The 17548-nt window shown below is 64.9% G+C and carries 16 protein-coding genes; 7 read left to right on the forward strand and 9 right to left on the reverse strand.

Annotated features, from left to right (window positions below):
- Positions 1-123 precede the first annotated feature (123 nt).
- From xth to LOY37_RS12695, 3 genes are all read left to right on the forward strand, one after another.
- Positions 124-903, forward strand: coding sequence for an exodeoxyribonuclease III (gene xth / locus LOY37_RS12685; RefSeq protein ID WP_258717068.1), 780 nt, complete (start codon positions 124-126; stop codon positions 901-903).
- 132 nt (positions 904-1035) lie between these two features.
- Positions 1036-1947: an aldo/keto reductase gene (locus LOY37_RS12690; RefSeq protein WP_258717069.1), complete on the forward strand. Its 912-nt coding sequence runs from the start codon at positions 1036-1038 to the stop codon at positions 1945-1947.
- Positions 1948-1951: 4 nt separating this feature from the next.
- The gene (locus LOY37_RS12695; RefSeq protein WP_093383149.1) at positions 1952-3229 is read left to right on the forward strand and encodes an NTP/NDP exchange transporter; all 1278 of its coding nucleotides are present in this window, start codon (positions 1952-1954) and stop codon (positions 3227-3229) included.
- On the opposite strand, the gene LOY37_RS12700 is transcribed toward LOY37_RS12695, so the two are convergent.
- Positions 3226-3423 carry a hypothetical protein gene (locus LOY37_RS12700; RefSeq protein ID WP_143013287.1) on the reverse strand — a complete coding sequence of 66 codons (198 nt, stop codon included), beginning with the start codon at positions 3421-3423 and terminating at the stop codon, positions 3226-3228. The genes LOY37_RS12695 and LOY37_RS12700 overlap by 4 nt on opposite strands.
- Before the next feature lie 126 nt (positions 3424-3549).
- On the opposite strand from LOY37_RS12700, the gene LOY37_RS12705 reads away from it, so the two are divergent.
- The 3 genes from LOY37_RS12705 (at position 3550) to LOY37_RS12715 (ending at position 5085) form a co-directional block, all read left to right on the forward strand.
- Positions 3550-4284, forward strand: a complete 735-nt coding sequence (locus tag LOY37_RS12705; RefSeq protein WP_258610589.1) for a conjugal transfer protein TraX — start codon at positions 3550-3552, stop codon at positions 4282-4284.
- Between the two features lie 88 nt (positions 4285-4372).
- Positions 4373-4519, forward strand: coding sequence for a hypothetical protein (locus LOY37_RS12710; protein ID WP_156160215.1), 147 nt, complete (start codon positions 4373-4375; stop codon positions 4517-4519).
- A gap of 35 nt (positions 4520-4554) precedes the next feature.
- Positions 4555-5085, forward strand: coding sequence for a cupin domain-containing protein (locus LOY37_RS12715; RefSeq protein ID WP_258717070.1), 531 nt, complete (start codon positions 4555-4557; stop codon positions 5083-5085).
- 4 nt (positions 5086-5089) lie between these two features.
- On the opposite strand, the gene LOY37_RS12720 is transcribed toward LOY37_RS12715, so the two are convergent.
- Together LOY37_RS12720 and LOY37_RS12725 are read right to left on the reverse strand one after the other, a co-directional pair.
- Positions 5090-6211: an aryl-sulfate sulfotransferase gene (locus tag LOY37_RS12720; protein WP_213601345.1), complete on the reverse strand. Its 1122-nt coding sequence runs from the start codon at positions 6209-6211 to the stop codon at positions 5090-5092.
- Between the two features lie 63 nt (positions 6212-6274).
- Complete coding sequence (locus tag LOY37_RS12725) at positions 6275-7228, reverse strand: ABC transporter substrate-binding protein (protein ID WP_258717071.1); 954 nt, start codon at positions 7226-7228, stop codon at positions 6275-6277.
- A gap of 33 nt (positions 7229-7261) precedes the next feature.
- Here LOY37_RS12725 and LOY37_RS12730 point away from each other — a divergent pair, with 33 nt between their 5' ends.
- Entirely contained in the window at positions 7262-8320 is a 1059-nt protein-coding gene (locus tag LOY37_RS12730; protein WP_052676530.1) for a GlxA family transcriptional regulator, read from the forward strand.
- A 520-nt stretch (positions 8321-8840) separates the two neighbouring features.
- Here LOY37_RS12730 and LOY37_RS12735 read toward each other — a convergent pair.
- The 6 genes from LOY37_RS12735 to LOY37_RS12760 all read right to left on the reverse strand — a co-directional run bounded on the left by LOY37_RS12735 (position 8841) and on the right by LOY37_RS12760 (position 17418).
- Positions 8841-11228 carry a DUF3772 domain-containing protein gene (locus LOY37_RS12735; protein ID WP_258717072.1) on the reverse strand — a complete coding sequence of 796 codons (2388 nt, stop codon included), beginning with the start codon at positions 11226-11228 and terminating at the stop codon, positions 8841-8843.
- Between the two features lie 147 nt (positions 11229-11375).
- Positions 11376-11843: an SRPBCC family protein gene (locus tag LOY37_RS12740; protein ID WP_093383132.1), complete on the reverse strand. Its 468-nt coding sequence runs from the start codon at positions 11841-11843 to the stop codon at positions 11376-11378.
- 19 nt (positions 11844-11862) lie between these two features.
- Positions 11863-15330, reverse strand: coding sequence for an amino acid adenylation domain-containing protein (locus tag LOY37_RS12745; RefSeq protein WP_258717073.1), 3468 nt, complete (start codon positions 15328-15330; stop codon positions 11863-11865).
- Between the two features lie 20 nt (positions 15331-15350).
- On the reverse strand, positions 15351-16280 hold the full coding sequence (locus tag LOY37_RS12750) for a diiron oxygenase (RefSeq protein ID WP_045198880.1): 930 nt from the start codon (positions 16278-16280) through the stop codon (positions 15351-15353).
- 17 nt (positions 16281-16297) lie between these two features.
- Positions 16298-16645: a DUF4437 domain-containing protein gene (locus LOY37_RS12755; RefSeq protein WP_045198882.1), complete on the reverse strand. Its 348-nt coding sequence runs from the start codon at positions 16643-16645 to the stop codon at positions 16298-16300.
- A complete protein-coding gene (locus LOY37_RS12760) occupies positions 16642-17418 on the reverse strand; it encodes a DUF3050 domain-containing protein (RefSeq protein ID WP_258717074.1) in 777 nt (258 codons plus the stop codon). Before LOY37_RS12760 ends, LOY37_RS12755 begins: the two co-directional genes overlap by 4 nt.
- Positions 17419-17548 lie beyond the last annotated feature (130 nt).

Genomic DNA, 17548 nt, shown 5'->3' on the forward strand with positions numbered 1-17548 from the left:
GCTTGCAGGCCGGGGTGCGTAGCGAAGGGACGAAAATCTCGTTGATCAAATGCTGACGGTGGCGGTCTGAGGCTTTGAGGGCTGCGCTGCAGCCCATCGCTGGCAAGCCAGAGGAAGAGCCCCTTGAAGATCGCCACCTTCAACATCAACGGCATTCGCGCGCGGCTGCCCAGCCTGCTCGACTGGCTGCAGCGCGAACAGCCCGATGTGGTCTGCCTGCAGGAACTCAAGGCCGCCGATGCTGCGTTTCCGGCCGCCGATTTCGAGGCCCTTGGCTATGGCTCGCTGCACCACGGCCAGGCCTCGTGGAATGGCGTGGCGATTCTTGCCCGCGAGGCCCAGCCGCTGGAGATCCGCCGCGGCCTGCCGGGCCTTGAGGACGACAGCCAGAGCCGCTACCTGGAGGCCGCCGTACAGGGCATTCATATCGCCTGCCTGTACCTGCCCAACGGCAACCCGCAACCGGGGCCGAAGTTCGCCTACAAGCTGGCCTGGTTCGAGCGGCTGATCGACCATGCCAAGACCCTGGTCGGCAACGATCACCCGGTGTTGCTGGCCGGCGACTTCAATGTCGTGCCCACCGATTTCGACATCTACAACACCCGCTCCTGGCTCAAGGACGCCTTGCTCCAGCCCGAGAGCCGCGACTGCTACCAGCGCCTGCTGGCCCAGGGCTGGACCGATGCCATCCGCCACCTGTACCCGGATGAGCGGGTCTACACCTTCTGGGACTACTTTCGCCAGCACTGGCAGAAAAACGCCGGCCTGCGTATCGATCACCTGCTGCTCAACCCGGCCCTGGCCACGCAGCTGAAAAACGCCGGGGTCGATGCCTGGGTGCGCAACGAAGCGCACGCCAGCGATCATGCGCCGGTGTGGATCGAGCTCAAGGCCCCGGCGTGAGCCTGCGTACAACGGCCCTCGGGCTTGAATGCAGCTAGCGACTACATATGCAGTTACGAATACTGCGGTGCAAAGCGCTCTCGCGCACTAAGCTTTTAGCCCTTGAGTGCAGGCTTTATCAGGAGGTGTGCCATGCCCACCCGTCGCCACTTTCTTGCCGCCAGTGCCACCCTGGCCGCCGGGCTGGCCCTCACTGGCTTGCCCTTGGCCCAGGCCAGCAGCGCAATGCTCACCCGCAAGATCCCGTCCACGGGTGAGGCGCTGCCAGTGATCGGTGCCGGTACGTCTGGCAGTTTCGAGGTCGAGGCGGGTTCGCCTGAGTACCAGCAGCTCAAGCAAGTGCTCAAGGTGTTTTTCAATGGCGGCGGCCGGGTTATCGACACCTCGCCCAACTACGGCGGCGCCGACGCCATCCTTGGCCAGTTGCTGGAGGAGGGCGGCTGGCGGGACAAAACCTTTATCGCCACCAAGATCGCCGCCGACAGCCGCGTCGACGCCGAATCGCAGTGGGCCGGGACCCTGCAAAAGCTGCGCACCGACAAGGTCGACCTGCTGCAAATTCACAACCTGCGCGACTGGCAACGCCAGTTGCCCTATGCCCGCGAGCTCAAAGCCCAGGGCCTGACCCGCTATGTCGGCGTGACCCACTACATTGACAGTGGCCTGGAAGCGCTTGAGCAAATTCTGCGCAGTGAAGCCCTGGACTTCATCCAGATCCACTACTCGGTCAATTCGCCCCAGGCTGCGCGCACCGTGCTGCCCCTGGCCCAGGACAAAGGCGTGGCGGTGTTGATCAACCGTGCCTTCGACGATGGCCGGCTGTTTGCCAAGGTCAAGGGCCAGGCGCTGCCCGGCTGGGCGACCGAGGCGGGGATCGGTAGCTGGGCGCAGTTGTTTCTCAAGTTCGCCATCAGCCACCCGGCGGTGACCACGGTGATCCCGGCCACCAGCCGCCCAGACCGCCAGCTTGACCAGCTCAAGGCCGGTAGCGGGCCACTGCTCACCAGCGCGCAGCAACAAGACCTGATCAAGCAGTTCGCCTGAAGCCATGAAACGCCTGGGCACCCGCGTGTTCAACGTCAGGCCTGGCGAGGCGCCGGCGGTGGTTGCCGGTTTGGCGCTGTTCTTTTTGCTGTTCGCCGGTTACTTCATGCTGCGCCCGGTGCGCGAAACCATGGGCGTGGCCGGTGGCGTGGACAACCTGCAGTGGCTGTTCACCGGGACCTTTGTCGTCACCCTGATCGCCTTGCCGCTGTTCGGCTGGCTGGCCTCGAAAGTACAGCGCCGGCGCATCCTGCCCTGGACCTACGCGTTCATGGCCAGCAACCTGTTGCTGTTTGCGGCCTTGTTCGCCGTGCAACCCGATAACCTCTGGGGCGCGCGGGCGTTCTATATCTGGTTGTCGATGTTCAACCTGTTGACCATCTCCCTGGCCTGGAGCGTGCTCGCCGACCTGTTCTCCAGCGAGCAGGCCAAGCGCCTGTTCGGCCTGCTGGCGGCGGGGGCGAGCGGCGGTGGCTTGCTCGGGCCATTGCTTGGGACGTTGCTGGTGGGCCTGATCGGCCATGCCGGGCTGGTGCTGCTGGCCACGGTGTGCCTGCTCGCCAGTGTGGTGGCGGCCATGTACCTGCAGCACTGGCGCGACCTGTACCCGCTGCCGGCGCAAACCGAGCATCCGCGTTCACAGGCGTTGGGCGGCAACCCCTTTGCCGGTGCCAGCGAGGTGTTGCGTTCGCCCTACCTGCTGGGTATAGCGCTGTTCGTTGTGCTGCTGGCCAGCGTCAGCACCTTCTTGTATTTCGAGCAGGCGCGGCTGGTGGCCGCGCACTTCACCAGCCGTACCGAACAGACCCAGGTGTTCGGCCTGATCGACAGCGCCGTGCAGGCCCTGGCGATCCTCACCCAGCTGTTTGTCACCGGGCATGTCGCCCGCAAGCTCGGGGTCGGGGTGTTGCTGGTGGCGGTGCCGCTGGTGATGGTGCTGGGGTTCATCTGGCTGGCCCTGGCGCCGCTGTTTGCCGTGTTCGTGCTGGTCATGGTGGTGCGCCGGGTGGGCGAGTACGCGCTGGTGCGGCCGGGACGCGAAATGCTCTACACCGTGGTTGAGCCCGGGCACAAGTACAAGGCCAAGAACTTTACCGACACCGTGGTTTATCGCGGTGCCGATGCCGTGAGTGGCTGGCTCAAGCGCGGCCTGGATGTGATGGGCGACCACCCGCAGCTGGCGATGCTCATCGGCGCGGGGATTGCCCTGGGCTGGGCAGGCAGCGGCTGGTGGCTGGGGCGTCAGCAGCGCCGGCGCGAGGATCAGCCGGGCCATGTTTAACTGCTGCGCACCCCGCGCAACTGCGCGGCAAGCTCGGCATTGATCGCCACCAGCTTGGCAATGTTCTGCCGGGCCTTGAGCAGTTCGCTGTTGAGGTACTCGGCTTCGTTGGTCATCAGCACCACCTGATGCTTCCACATTTCCACCAGGGTCGGTGAATCCGGTGCGGCGAAGTCTTCTTCGTAGTCGGTCATCATGGTTACTCGTTGTTGCTGTATGCATATACAGTAATTTATGTTTACAACCTTTTTCCAGTCCAGCCGACAAACTGCAGGTGCCTGTGGCATTGTTCGCTAACCTTTTTTCCGAGCGGGACGGACATGAGCGAGCAGCGTGGCGCCCAGCGGCACATCAGCCTGGACCTGCTCAAGTGGCTGGCGATCATCAGCATGATCGCCGATCACCTGCGTTTTATCTGGCCGGCCGAGCACTGGCTGTTTGTCGTCGGCCGCCTGGCGTTCCCCTGGTTTTGCCTGGCGATTGCCGCCAACGTGGCCCGCGCCCCACCCGGGCAGGCCTTTACCGCGGGCACGGCGCGCTACCTGCAAGGGCTGGTGATTTTTGCCGTGCTGTCGCAGTGGCCGTATCGCTGGCTCAACGGCCCGTCGCCGACGCTCAACATCATGCCGACCCTGGCGCTGGGCCTGTTGATTGCCTGGGGCCTGCACCATCACGGTCGGCGCAGCAGTGTGTGGGTTGCCCTGGCAACAGCTGTGGTGGCGACGCTGGCAGCCGACGGGTTGATGTACGGGCTGGCCGGGGTGCTGCTGCCGGCGGCATTCCTGCTGGCCCTGCGCCTGGGCCCGCTAGCGTGGCTGCTGCCTGCAGGCCTGGCGGTGGCGGCCAACCTGAGCAACCTCTGGCTGCGCGCCCATCCGCTGCAGGCCATTTCAGTCATGGCCCTGGGCGCCGCACTGCTGTCGGCCCCGCTCGGCCTCGGGCTGTTGCGCCTGCAGCTGCAACGTCAGGTATGGCGCGTCGGGCGCTGGGGCTACTGGTTCTATCCGCTGCATCTGTTGCTGATCAAACTCATTACCATCATTGACTATACTTGAGCTTCAGGTACTGGCTCACCGGTCGAAGTCGCGCGGACCCAGGTGTATCGATCAGTGAGGGCTTGATTCGGGCCCCAGGTGTCGCAGCATGATGGAAGTTCACTGGGGCTACTTGCTGTTGGCGGCGATGCTGATCGCCTCGGTCGGGGTACTGGCCTGGGGCGCGGCGTTGGCCCGGCGCCGACGGCGCGAAGAGCGCATCGCCCGCGAGCACGAGCGCGACAATCAGCGCTAAGGGTGCCAGCAGCGCAGGTCAGATGGACAACCGTGATGAACCCGCACCTCAGTGAGATCGACCCGCAAACCATGCTCGGCAATCGCCGGCTGTTGTATTTCGAGGATGACGGCGCGACCCCCAACAGCCGCTTGCCGGTGCTGCTCTATCATCTTCGGCTCGCGCCGCAGAGCGACGCCGCGGCGGGCTTCGAAGCCTTGTTCCGCGCCCATCAATGGCCACCCTTGTGGCGCGCGGGCATCTTTGCCTACCAGCATTATCACTCCGACGCCCACGAAGCCCTGGGCGTTGCCAGCGGGCACGCCCAGGTGATGCTCGGCGGTGCGCAGGGCCAGCTCCTGGGGCTCAAGCGCGGCGATGTGCTGGTGCTGCCGGCCGGTACCGGGCACTGCTGCATCGACAGCAGCGAGGACTTTCTGGTGGTCGGCGCTTACCCGCTGGGCCAGCAGGGCTACGATATCCAGCGCCCCAGCGCCAAGACCCATGAGGCGTGCCAGGCGCGCATCGCCCAGGTGCCGTTACCTTGCCAGGACCCGGTGATCGGCGCCGGCGGCTGGCGGATTTAAAACGCTAGTCGCGTTGCAGCCAGGCGATATCCTGCGCCTGGTAACGGTGCGCACGGAAGATCGCATTGTTTTCACCCGGCAGGTAAGCCTGTGAGGCGGCGTCCGGGTAGGCGGCAAAGTGCGGGTTGATGTATTCCCAGACCACCTCGCCGGCGCGGGTGACTTCGAACAGGCGGCCGAAGTTGGCCTCGGTGATCAGCGTGTTGCCGTTGTGCAAACGCTGGGCGCCGCCCATGAACGGGGTGAAGAAGGCGTAGCCTGGGGTATCGGCATATTGCCATTCGATGCGCTGGCGCACGGGGTCGATCTCGATCACCCGCGAATGCGGCATCGACACCTGCGGGCGCGAGATGCCGTTGTCGAACACCAGGATACGGCCGTCCGCCAGCTCGCTGGGGCAATGCTGCTGCGCCACCAGGTCATGGCCCAGGCGCCAGAGTACGCGGTCGCTGGCTTTGTCGACGGCGATTACCGAGGATACGCTGCGCAGGCTGAGGATGACCTTGCCGTCGCGCCCCGGCGTCACGCTGTTGGTCATCGGCCAGTGATAGCGCTCGAAACAGGCGTGCAGAGGGTAGTCTTCCGGGGCCAGGTGTTCCCAGCTGCGCCATTGCCAGAGCAGGTTGCCGGCGCGATCGACTTCCTTGACCACATCACCGTAGATCACCCCGCCAGGCGCTTCGCTGCCGGGGATGCCGCCTTGCACGCGGCGGGCGATGTCCAGCGGCAACGGCTCGGCGGTGGTGTACAGCAGGTTGCCGTTGGCCAGCCACTGGGCGTCGTGATGATGGCCGAGGTCGGTGTGCTGCCAGAGCACTTCGCCCTCGGGCGTTACCTCGCTGAAGGCGCCGCCGTGCCACACCGACCAGCCGGGGAACAGCTCGGGCGAATCCGGGTGATTGCCGTTGTAGCCAAGGTTGCCGTTGGCGAGGATCACCGCGTCGCGCCCGGGGCGCTGGGGCAACTGCCAGCGGTGCACTTCTTCGCCGTGCAGGTCGATCAAAAACACCTTGCCGCCGGCGGTTTGCGGGGCAAACAGGGTGTAGCCGCCGGCCGAACGCTCGGCGTCGACGGCGAGCAGGCCGGTGGCCTGGCGGCGCAAGGTGGTGCTATCGAGGGTGGGCATCACATTTCTCCAGATGAACGCCGCCCTGCCGGCGCTTGCGGCATGGCGACAAGGGCAGGGGGGTTAGGGCAGCAGGGGGTTGTAGCGGTCGTCGAAAGCCTCGGCGACCTTGAGCGGGCGCGCAATCACGCGGGCCTGGGCAAAGCTGTCGGCCAGGCGTTGCTGCAGGCCGATGACCCGGGCGTCCAGGGCCACGTACTGCAAGTGCTGCTGGGCAAGCATGTCGCGCACCAGCCCCAGGGGCAGGCGGGTAACCCTGGCCAATTGTTGCGCCCAGGCTTCGGGGTTGGCCGTGGCCCAGGCCTGGGCGCGGGCCAGGCGCTGGACGAAATCACCCAGCGCCTCGGCTTTGTGCGGATCGTCGAGGGCGGCGAGGCTTGCCACGGTAAAGTTCAGCCCGGTTTCCGGCCACTGGCTGCCGTCCAGCAGTTTTTGCGCACCGCGCGCGGTGGCCTGGCCGACAAAGGGGTACCACACCGCCCAGGCATCGAGCTTGCCGCTGGCAAAGGCGTTCTGCGCATCCACCGGGCTTGCATAGACCACGTTGACGTCACTGAGCTGCAGCCCGGCGCGGGCGAGGGTGGCCAGCAGCAGGTAGTGGCCGCTGCTGCCTTTGGCCACGGCGATGCGCTTGCCCTTGAGGTCGGCCGCCTGGCGAATCGGCGAGTCCGCCTGCACCAGCAGCGCGTTGTTGTTCTGTGCACCTTCGGCCGCGGCGACCACGCGCACCGCAAAGCCGCCGGCTTGGGCAAACACCGGTGGCGCGTTACCGACTACACCCACGTCGATGGCAGCGGCATTGAGCGCTTCCATCAGCGCGGTGCCGGCGCCGAACGGGTGCCAGTCGAGGCGGTAGGCAAGCCCCTGGTCTTGGCCGGCGGCCACCAGCAGCGCCTGGGTCAGGCCGCTCTGGTCGCCGACTTCAAGTTCCGGCGCGGGCGCGGCCCAGACCTGCAAGGTGGCCAGCAGGCTGGTCAGCAACACAAGGTGCTTGGCAGTGAAGGACTTTCTCGGCATCGTCTGGGCTCTCGAATCACGTGTGCCTTGAGTATGTCGACGCAACCTGCCAGCCACCATGCCAAACACCCCACCTTTTCTGCCATGCACAGCGCCCGGACGGTGCTGGTACTGGCATTTCCCGGCGCGCTGCTGCTCAACGCCGCCGGGCCCCTTGAAGTATTTGCCGCGGCGTCGCGGGTGCTCGGCGGCGAACTGGCCGATAACCCGCCTTACCGGGTGATACTGGCGTCGGCCCAGGGCGGCGAGATCGAGACGATCTCCGGGATTGGCGTGATGACCCGTTCGTTGGCCGAGGTCGACAGCGCGCTTGCAATCGACACCCTGATCGTCATCGGTGGGCCGGGGGTTGCCGAGCTTGAGCGTGACCAGCAGGCAATCGCCTGGCTGCAACGCCGGGCGCCGACGGCGCGGCGCCTGTGTTCGATCGGCACCGGCGCCTTCGCCCTGGCCGCCGCCGGGCTGCTGGACGGACGCCGGGTGGTCACCCACTGGCAGTTTGCCCAGGCTCTGCAACACAGCTACCCGGCGCTGCGCGTGGAACACCAGGCGTTGTACCTGCATGATGAGCGCTTATGGACCTGCGGCGGCGCCGCGGCCGGCATCGACCTGGGCCTGGCCCTGCTCGAACAGGACCTGGGTGCCCAGGCGGCATTGGCCCTGGCGCGTTACTTCACAGTGTTTTTGCAACGCTCGGCCGAGCAGGCCCAGCTCAGCGCGCCACTCAAGGCGCAGAGCCAAGCGCTGCACCGCGACCGTGACCAGCGCCTGGTGCGCCTGCATGCCTGGATCGCGGCAAACCTTAATGGCGACCTGCGGGTTGAACGCCTGGCCGAAAAACTCGGCATGAGCCCCCGGCACTTTGCCCGCGCCTATGCCGCGGCTACGGGCGGCACCCCGGCGCAAACCGTCGAAACCCTGAGGCTTGAAGCTGCCTGCCGCTTGCTCGAAACCAGCCAGGAACCGATCAAGCGCATCGCCGAAACCACCGGCTTCGGTAACGAAGAACGCATGCGCCGCAGTTTTCAGCGGCAACTGGGCACCAGCCCGCTGGGCTACCGTTCGCAGTCAAGGCTGCAGCTTGCGCGCTAGCAGGTTTCATCGCCGGCAAGCCGGTTCCCACAGGTGGCGTAGGCCTTGAGAGGCGTGAGCGGATCCATTGGCGACGCTGCTCACACTTCACTTTTACGCTTTTGTGGCGGGCTACGAGTGGTGGTGAATGGACCGGCGATGCACGAAAAGCTAAAGCAAAGAAGCGCTTTGCTTCTAGATGTACGTAATCGCAGGCGCTACCTATCGTCCCTTGCAGAAGGCCGAGTGGAACCCTTGCGTAGTGGGGCGACGGCCATGGATGGCCGGCGAGCGCCGCAGGGCCAGGGACGGCCCTTCGGCGCGCCCCCACGGGAGCAAGGGTGGAAGGAGGGAACCCGGAGCGCAGCGCAGGGCCGATGAAGGGACAGGGCGTTTTTGGTTACTTTTGCCGCCAAGCAAAAGTGACCCGCCGTAAGGGCGGAAGGCGCCGGCAGCGCCTCATCATCAAATGGATCAACTCAAACACAACCTGGCCGCCCCAACACTTGTAAGCCTTCCAAGGCAGTTGCTCCCACAATGTTCAGCTTGCCGGCGCGGCCGGCTTGGCCAGTTCGATACCCGCCGCGCCCAGGCGCTTGAGGATCTCGAACAGCAGGTCGCTCTTGGTGGTGCCGACAATCCGCGGGCTGCTGACGTAACCGGTCACGGTCAGGGTGATGCCGTCGGCCGTGAGCTTGCTGAAGCGCACGAACGGCGCCGGTTTGTCGAGGATGGTTTCGTGCTCGCAGTAGGTATCGTAAAGCAAGGTTTGCACCTGCTCGGGGTCGATATCCAGCGGGAACACCAGCTCCAGGCTCGCCACGCCCTGGGCGCTGCCACCGAGGGTGACGTTGCGCAGGTTCTGCGAGATCAGTTGCGAGTTGGGCACGATGACGATCGAGCGGTCGCTGAGCTGGATCTCGGTGGCGCGCACATTGATGCGGCGGATATCACCCTCGACCCCGCTGATGCTGATCAGGTCGCCGACCTTGACCGGGCGCTCGGTGAGCAGGATCAGCCCGGAGACGAAGTTCTTGACGATTTCCTGCAGGCCGAAGCCGATACCCACCGACAGCGCACTGACGATCCAGGCCAGGTTGGTCCACTTCACCCCTAGCGACGACAGGGTCAGGAGGATCACCAGGGCATAGCCGATGTTGGCGAACAGGGTGCTGAGCGAGGCGCACATGCCCGGGTCCATGTCGGTCTTGGGCAGGAACTCGTTGTCCAGCCAGCGGCGCAGCGTGCGGATCAGGTAGATGCCCAGCACCAGGGCCAGCACGGCATTGAACAGGTGCCCGGGGATGATGTTGAACTGGCGCAAGCCGGCGCCGCCCAGAAACGCGACGATGTTGCTGATCAACTGCCCCAGGGTGGTGCCGATGCCGCCAACGAACAGGGTGATTACCGCCAGCAGCAACAGCGCGGCACGGCCGAAGCCGGAGACCAGGGTCTCGATCTGGTCCAGGCGCCGGTCGCCGATGCCCAGCAGTTCCTTGAGCGCCTTGCCGCTGGCCTGACGCGGTGAGAAGACATATTCGCAGCCGTCCTTGAACACCTGGATGAGCACATAGAAGCCGGCCAGCAGGATGAACACCCAGACCACCTCGTAGGTCACAAAGCGCGCCAGCGACACGTAGCCGGTCAGCAGGGCAATCACCGAGATGACCATGGCCATGCTGGCGATGCTGTAGATCAGCCCGGCCATGGTCGAGGCGGCTTCCGGTGCATCGCCGGCGGCGGCCATGACCCGGCGCGCGCGGCTGGTGCGCACCAGCAGGGCGATGATCAGGGCACTGATCACCAGCGCGGCGATTCCCCGCCCGGCGATCACCAGCTGGCTGCTCATGCCGGCGGCGTTGGAGATCTGCACCAGGGCCACCAGTACCAGCAAGGTACTGGCCAGCCAGCGGGCGAAGGGCTGCAAGGCCAGCGCCACCGGGTCGGCGATGTCCGGCAGCCGCCAGGACGGATGCGAGGTCGACAGCAGTGCGCGGCTCAAGCCGGTGATCAGCACGCAGGTATAGGCAAGCTTTTCGAACTCTTCAGAAAACGTCGCCAGCATCGACGGCAACGGCAGGTGGTGGGTGCAGGCGTAAAACAGCAGCTCCAGGGCTACCCCGGTGGCCAGCAGGGTGGCCATTACCGAGGCCAGAGCCAGCGAGCTGCGGCGCAGGCGGCCTTCAGGCACGCGGTTCATGCATAACCAGGCCAGCCAGCGCTCCAGCAGCCGGCGGCCGAGGGTCCAGGCCAGTAGGGCAAGCAGCACCAGCAGCAGGGTGGCGAAGCGCTGGCCGGGCTGCCAGACCGCGTTGGCGGTATCGTTGACCTCGTCGAAGAACGCCTGCAAGCGCTGGCGGTCGTCTGCCGAAGGGGTGAGCACCGGCGACCAGAATGCCGGGTTGAGCAAGCTGTGGGTGCTCAGGGTCAGCTCGCTTTCGAGCATGGTGCGGCGAATGGCGGAAATCTGCGTCAGCAGGTTGCTGGCGTTTTCCTTGAGCGCCGCCAGGGCTTTGAGGGTGGTGTCGAGGCTGTTTTTTTGCTCGGTAAGCGCCGTGCGTTGCGCGGCGATGTCCGAGGTGCCCGGCACCAGGGCTTCGACCGGCGCCGGGCCGAGCACTTCCAGTTGCGCGCGCAACTGCGCCTGTTCGGGCAACAGCGCCGCGCTCAGCCGGTCGATATCGACGATCAGCGCCTGCAAGCGGTCTTGCGGGCCTTCGAGCTGGTTGTAGTTGTTGGCCTGGGAAATCTGCTGCTTGAGGCTGTCCAGGCGCAGTTGCAGGGCTTGCAGGTCTTGCTGGGTGACCTTGACCACAGGCGCGGCAGCACTGGCGGGTGCTGGCGCAGGGGGTTGTGCGGCCTGCCCGGGAGGGCTGGACAGCAGCAGGGTGAGGGCAATGAAGCCGATGATCTGCAAAGCACTGCGCATGGTTATGCCCGGTTCGGTTATTGATCTCCCAGCTTATGAGGGTAGGACATCGGCGGGCATTTGCCCGGCTGCGCTTGTGCGTTGTGTAGTGAACCGCGAGGCAAAGCCCGCGCCTACCGGGCGGTGGGAGCGGGCTTGCGCTGCGGCTTAAGCGAACATCTGCTTGACGTTGTTCATGGCACCATCGGCAAAGCCCTGGAGGAACGCCTGGAACGCCGGCAGGTCTTGCGCGCCGCCGGTCTGCGGCTCGCCAATGATGGTCCAGGTGGCCAGTGACTGATTGGCGCCCTGGGCCTTGACCTCCATGCGCGCCCAGAGGTTGCCGATGTTCAGCGAGGTGTAGATCAACGACCAGGTCATGACCATCTGCTGGTCATCATGGCTATTGAGTTGCTCCATCACCACGTTGCCATCCTTGAACAGCTTCTTGCGCACCGAGCGCACGCCGCTGCCGGTCATTTCAATGTGCGACAGCGCCGGGATAAACACCGGAAAACCGGCGAAGTTGCCGACGATGTTCCACACGCTGCGGGCGTCGGCATTGACGGCCACCGTGGCAACCACGGGCTCGCCAACAGGGTTTTTGATCAGGGTATCGGGTTCCAGATGTGACATGTCGAGCTCCTTTGACGGGTTAGATGAAGTCGATTTCTTTGAGGAATTCACAACCCCGGCGCAGCAGGGTCGGGCTTTTGGCGGGGTACTCCTCGCCCATGTTGTCGATGCCGTGGCGGGCATTGCCGTGCTCGATCATCGAGATGTCGCCGATGTCTTCCTCAAAACCGTTGAGGTAGAAACCGACTACACCGAACAGGGCGTTGTCGCTGCCGATGGTCGACAGCCGCTGCTGCCAGCGGCTGACCGGCACCAGTTGGAAGTCGTGGCCCATGTGGCGGAACGCCTCGACGTAGTTGTCCCAGCTCAGCGGCGTCGGGTTGTGCAGGTTGAACACCGCGCGGTTGATGGTGTGGCGGCTGGCATGAAAACCGATGAAGCGCGCGAGGAAATCCACCGGCATCAGGTCGAAGTTCAGCGACAGTTGCGGCACTTCCTTCAGTTGCAGCGAGCCCTTGAGCATCAGCATCAGGCGGTTCTGGTGCGGTTGGCAGACGCCGGTGCGGGTATTGAAGGCAATGTTCCCGGGGCGATAGATATTGACTCGCACGCCACGCTCGCAGGCGTTCCAGAGAATCCGCTCGCCGACCCACTTGGACAGGTTGTAGCCATTGCGGATGTAGATCGGCGGCGTCGCCGCGGGCGGGGTTTCCAGCACCCGGCCCTGGGCATCGATGCTGCTGGAGGCCGACAGGGTGGAGATGAAGTTGAAGATCTTCTTGCTGCGCCCCTCGCACAGTTTCAGGCATTCAAGCAGCGGCGCCACGTTGTCCTTGATCAGCGACTCGTAGTCGAGCACGTGGTTGACGTTGGCCGCGTTGTAGATCAGCGCGCCGTAGTCGCGGTCCAGGTGTTCGTACTCTTCGGCGCTCAGGCCCAGCAGCGGCTGGCTGATGTCGGCGGCCAGCACCCGCACACGGCTCATGTCCAGGTGTTCGAGGCGGTTGTCGACCAGGGCCTGGGCAAAACGCTGCTGCGCCGATTGCCCGGGGGATGCGCGTACCAGGCAGGCGACTTCGCTGGAGCCCAGTTCGAGCAGAGCCTCGACCAGGTGCACACCAAGAAAGCCATTGGCGCCGGTGACGATGACCTTGTGCACGTCACCCTGGCGGCTGAGCGGCAGCACCTGAAGGTCGACACTGAGGTTGGCGTCGGCCAGGGCCCGGGCGCTGACCACCGCATCGCCGGCGTCGTCCTGCTCGAGCAGGCGCGCCAAGTTGGTCAGGGTTGGCTGCTCGATGAAGCGGTTGATCGACACGCCCTTGGCGAAGGTCTCGCGAATGTCCATGAGCATGCGCGAGAGCAGGATCGAATGGCCGCCGAGGTTGAAGAAGCTCTCGTCCAGGCCGATGTCGTCGGCGTCGATTTCCAGCAGCTTGGCCCAGATCGCCAGCAGGCTTTGCGTGGCCGCGCTCAGCGGCTGGGCGCGCACCTGGCGCTGACGGCTGTCGTCGGGCATCAGGCGCAGGGCCTTGCGATCGATCTTGCCGTTGGTGGTCGCGGGCAGGGTCTCGAGCAGGCGCCAGCGGGCAGGGCGCATGTAGTCCGGCAAGTGCTGCTGGGCATGGGCCTTCAAGGCTTCGGTGGCGCTGTGCGCATCACCGTTGCGCGGTTCGGCGAAGAACGCCAGGATGCGCCGCTGTTCATCGATCACCACGGCCTGCTGGCCGAACAGGTTGCTGCTGCGCAGCACGTGCTCGATCTCTTCGGGCTCGACCCGAAAGCCGCGGATCTTCACCTGATTGTCCAGGCGGCCGATGATTTCCACGCCGGCGCGGCCCCAGCGCGCCAGGTCGCCGGTGCGGTACAGGCGCTCGCCGTGCAGGCCGCCGCTGCCGTTCAGGTAGCGCTCGGCGCTGGCGGCGGGGTTGTGCAGGTAGCCGGCACCGACGCCGGGCCCGGCGATGTAGATCTCGCCGCTCTGGCCTTCGGACACCGGCAGGCCTTGCTCGTCGAGCAGGTACAGGCGGGTATTGGCGATCGGCAGGCCGAGCAGGCGGTTCGAGTCGCCGGCGCGCATCACCCGGCTGGTGGCCAGCACCGTGGTTTCGGTGGGGCCGTAGATGTTGTGCAGGTGGCAGTGCTCGGCCAGGGCGTCGATCACGTGAGGCTCGCACACATCGCCGCCGGTGATCAGGTGGGTCATGCCGCGCAGGCTGTGCAGCGGCAGGATGCTCAGCAGCGCCGGTGGCAAGAAGGCATGGCTGACTTCGGCCTGGACCACCAGTTGCGCCAGGGCCAGCGGGTCGCGGCGCTGGTCCTCGTTGGGCACCACCAGGCAACCGCCTTCGAGCAGGGTCGGGAAGATGTCCAGCAGCGAAGCATCGAAGTTGATGGTCGAGAACTGCAAGGCGCGGGTCTTGGGCCCGACCTCGACATGCTCGGCGTACCAGGCACAGAAGTGGCTGAGGTTGGCAACGGTCAACTGCACGCCTTTGGGCGTTCCGGTGGTGCCCGAGGTGTAGATCGCCACGCACGGCCGCGCACCTTCCCAGGTGCCGCGCAGCAGCGACTGATGCTGGGCCAGGGCAATGCCCTGGTGGCCATCGGCGCCCTGGTGCACGGCGCTCAGGTGGCTGACATCCAGGCCGATGCAGCCGGCAGGGATGGCCAGGTTATCGTCGTGGATGACGATCCGCGCCCGGGCATGTTCGACGATCAGCGCCCGGCGTTCGGCAGGGTGGCTGGGGTCCAGCGGCAGGTACAGGGCGCCGCAGCCGAGCACGGCGAGGATCGAGGCGTAGAGGGCCACGCCCTTGCCCAGGGCGATGGCCACCACCGGCTGCTGCCGGTCTTCACCCAGCAGCGGCACCAGGCGCTCCTGGATCGCCACGCTCAGGGCATGCAGCTCGCCATAGCTGACGCTGCGGCCTTCGACCAGCAAGGCCGGGGCGTCTTGGTGCTGGCGCAGGCTGGCGGCCAGGCGCTGGATGAACGGTACGCTGGCCGCCTCGCTAATGGCCGGTTCTGCCGTGCGGTTGCAACGGTGGGCGAAGGCCAGGGTGTCGAGCACGCCCAGCCCGGCGCTTGGCACCTGGCCCAGGGCCTGGAAGCGGTACTGGCTGAAGTAGTCGTCATGGCGCGAGTAGCCGCTGACATGCGCCGCTGCCGCCTCGACCAGTTCCTGCAAGGCCCTGTTCACCAGGTCGGCGCCGTTGCCCGAGGCCTCTGCAGGTACATCCTGGCGTTCCAGGCATTGCCAGGGCTGGCTGCCCTGGCGGCCCAGCAGGTGCAGTTGCAGGTCTTGCAGCGGGTCGCAGAGGTCGCTGCCGCTGACCTGCAACGAGACTTGCCAGGTGTTGCCCGTTTCCGGCCACGGCGCCAGGGTCGCGTCGTCGATGACCAGGTCCGAGGCGTGGAGTTGCCAGTGATCGTAACTGGCCGGCGTGTCGAGCAAATGGGCACCATGGCCCATTCGCCGCAACTCGTCCGCCAGGCAGGCCAGCCCGCGGCTGCTCCCGCACAGCAGAATTTCAAGACGTCTCATCGGCATTGATTCCTTTGATGTCAGATCAGGTAGGCGGCCAGGGAAGACTGCACGGCCGGATCTTCGAGCATTGCGCTGGCGCGGAAAAACCGCATGATGTTGCCCACCAGGGGATGCCCCGGGGTGATCGGGAAGTCCATGGCTTCAACTTCCAGGCGCAGCGCTGCCTTGACCTGCTCACTGGTGTCCAGGTGGGCAATCAGCGCCAGGTCGAAGGCTTTCTGGATGTCGTTGGTCAGGTAGTGGCTGAGGAACACCGGCATGATCGAAGCGAGGATCTGCCGGTCTTCAGCCGGCGCCGCACTCCAGTAGATGCGCGTCAGCCGCGCCCAGAAGCTCGAATGCCGGCCTTCGTCGGCCAGGTGGTCGGCCATCAGGCCCTTGACCGATTCCTTGACCGTGTCGTCGCGGGCGAAGGCGGCGACATCATTGGTCAGGGTGTTCTCGGCAACCGCCACGCAAATCAGCTCGACCGCCGCTTTCAGGTGTTCGGGGGCCATCTCCATGGCTTTGGGGATCGAGCGGCTGAGCTCGATTTCCCGCGGCAGGGCGATGGGCTCGATACCGGTCAGCTCGATGGTCTGCTGCAGGTAGTCCATGGCCACCAGGGCGTGGTAGTCCTCATCCACCACCACGGTCATGGCGTCGTAGCGGCAGGCAAACGGAAAGCGGATCGCAAAGCTGTCCTTGGCAATGCTGCGTGCGGTTTTGTCGACAATCTCGGTTTCGAAGATCACCACGTCATTAATGAACTTGTAGAGACTTTGCACCAGGGCAAAGTCTGTCAAGTGCGGGCACTGTTCCATAAAGACGGCGCTGGTCACCAAGGGTTGACGGCTGGTCGGGTAAATCAACTTGCCGTCATCTTCCACAGTGCGCCGCGGACGCGTGCGAATGGTCGCTCGCCGCTCCCAGGAGTCGGCGAAAGACTGATACTCATGTGCGTTCATTTAACCTTGCCCACCGTTCAATAGTAATGAACTTCAAATAACAGGCAGCCCTGCTCCGAATGAAACGGACCATGTTCCGTGTGCGCCGCGCGAAAGAAGTAACTGCCTTGCCCGTAGGTCTTTTGTGCACGCCCCGGCGCGGCCTGTTCGGTTTGATCACCTTCGATCAGATACACTTCTTCGTGATAATCATGGGTATAGATTTCACGCGTGCCGCCGCCGGGGTTAAAGCGCACCAAGCGTGTGCGGATACCGGTACGGGTGTTGGCATCGAGGGTGTCCTTGAACACCGTGAGGGTGATGCCGCGCTCGCTGCTGACCGCTTGCCAGGTGGCCTGGTCGTGCTCGATGACTTCGAACTTCATGCGACACACTCGGCGATCTGCACGGCCATTTCGGCGCGCAGTTCGTCCCACAGCACGCGGCGGCTTTCGACTGCGGCAATGGCGGCGGCGTAGACTTCCTGCTGGCGCTGCGGGTCGCCCTGGACCAGGCGATCGAGCAGTTTTTCGGCGGCCGGGCCATGGTCGTCGGAGTCGACGTCGATATGGCGCTGCAGGTAGTAGCGGAAGGTCGGGGCCTGGTCGGTACCGATGTCCCAGTCATCGAGAATGGTCTGGAACATCCGTGGGATCACGCTTTCACGCCCGTGCAGAAAGGCTGCGGCAACTTCATGAGGCTTGGCGTTGATGGCGGTGTCGAGGGTGTTGCTGACAAACCGCACCGCTGCCGGCGAGGCATGGCAGTGCTGCAGGGCTTCGTCAAGCTCGACGCCGCTGCGCAGCAGACGGACAAAATGCTCGATACGGTCGGTGCTCGCGCCAATCTCGCGCATGGCGTGCAGGTACAGTTCGAAGTGGCTGTAGTGGCCGCCTTGCAGGTTCTGGTCGGACTCTTCACCGAGGACGATTTCGTTGATCAGGTGGGCGGCGGCGGGGTCCAGCGGTGGTAGCCACGGCAGGCGGGTGCAGGTCAGTTCCTGCTGCAGGCGCTTGGTCAGCGACATGAAGTCCCAGACCGCAAAAACATGGGTCTCCATGAACGTGCGCAATACCTGCAAAGAACCGATTTCAGCGAAGATCGGGTGGTTGCCAAGTTCGGTTTTGTTGTGTTCAAGAACGGCTTTTTGATTGTGCATGTTTTCCTCGGTTATCAGGTTTTTTGTCGGGATATAAAACAGCGTTATCGTTTTTAGGGCAGCCGCACAGGTGGCCAGAAACTGGCCTGTTGGCGCGTTTGCGTCATGCAGTGGCCGGAACCGTTATGGC

The sequence above is a fragment of the Pseudomonas sp. B21-012 genome, assembly GCF_024749305.1.
Classification (GTDB): Bacteria; Pseudomonadota; Gammaproteobacteria; order Pseudomonadales; family Pseudomonadaceae; genus Aquipseudomonas.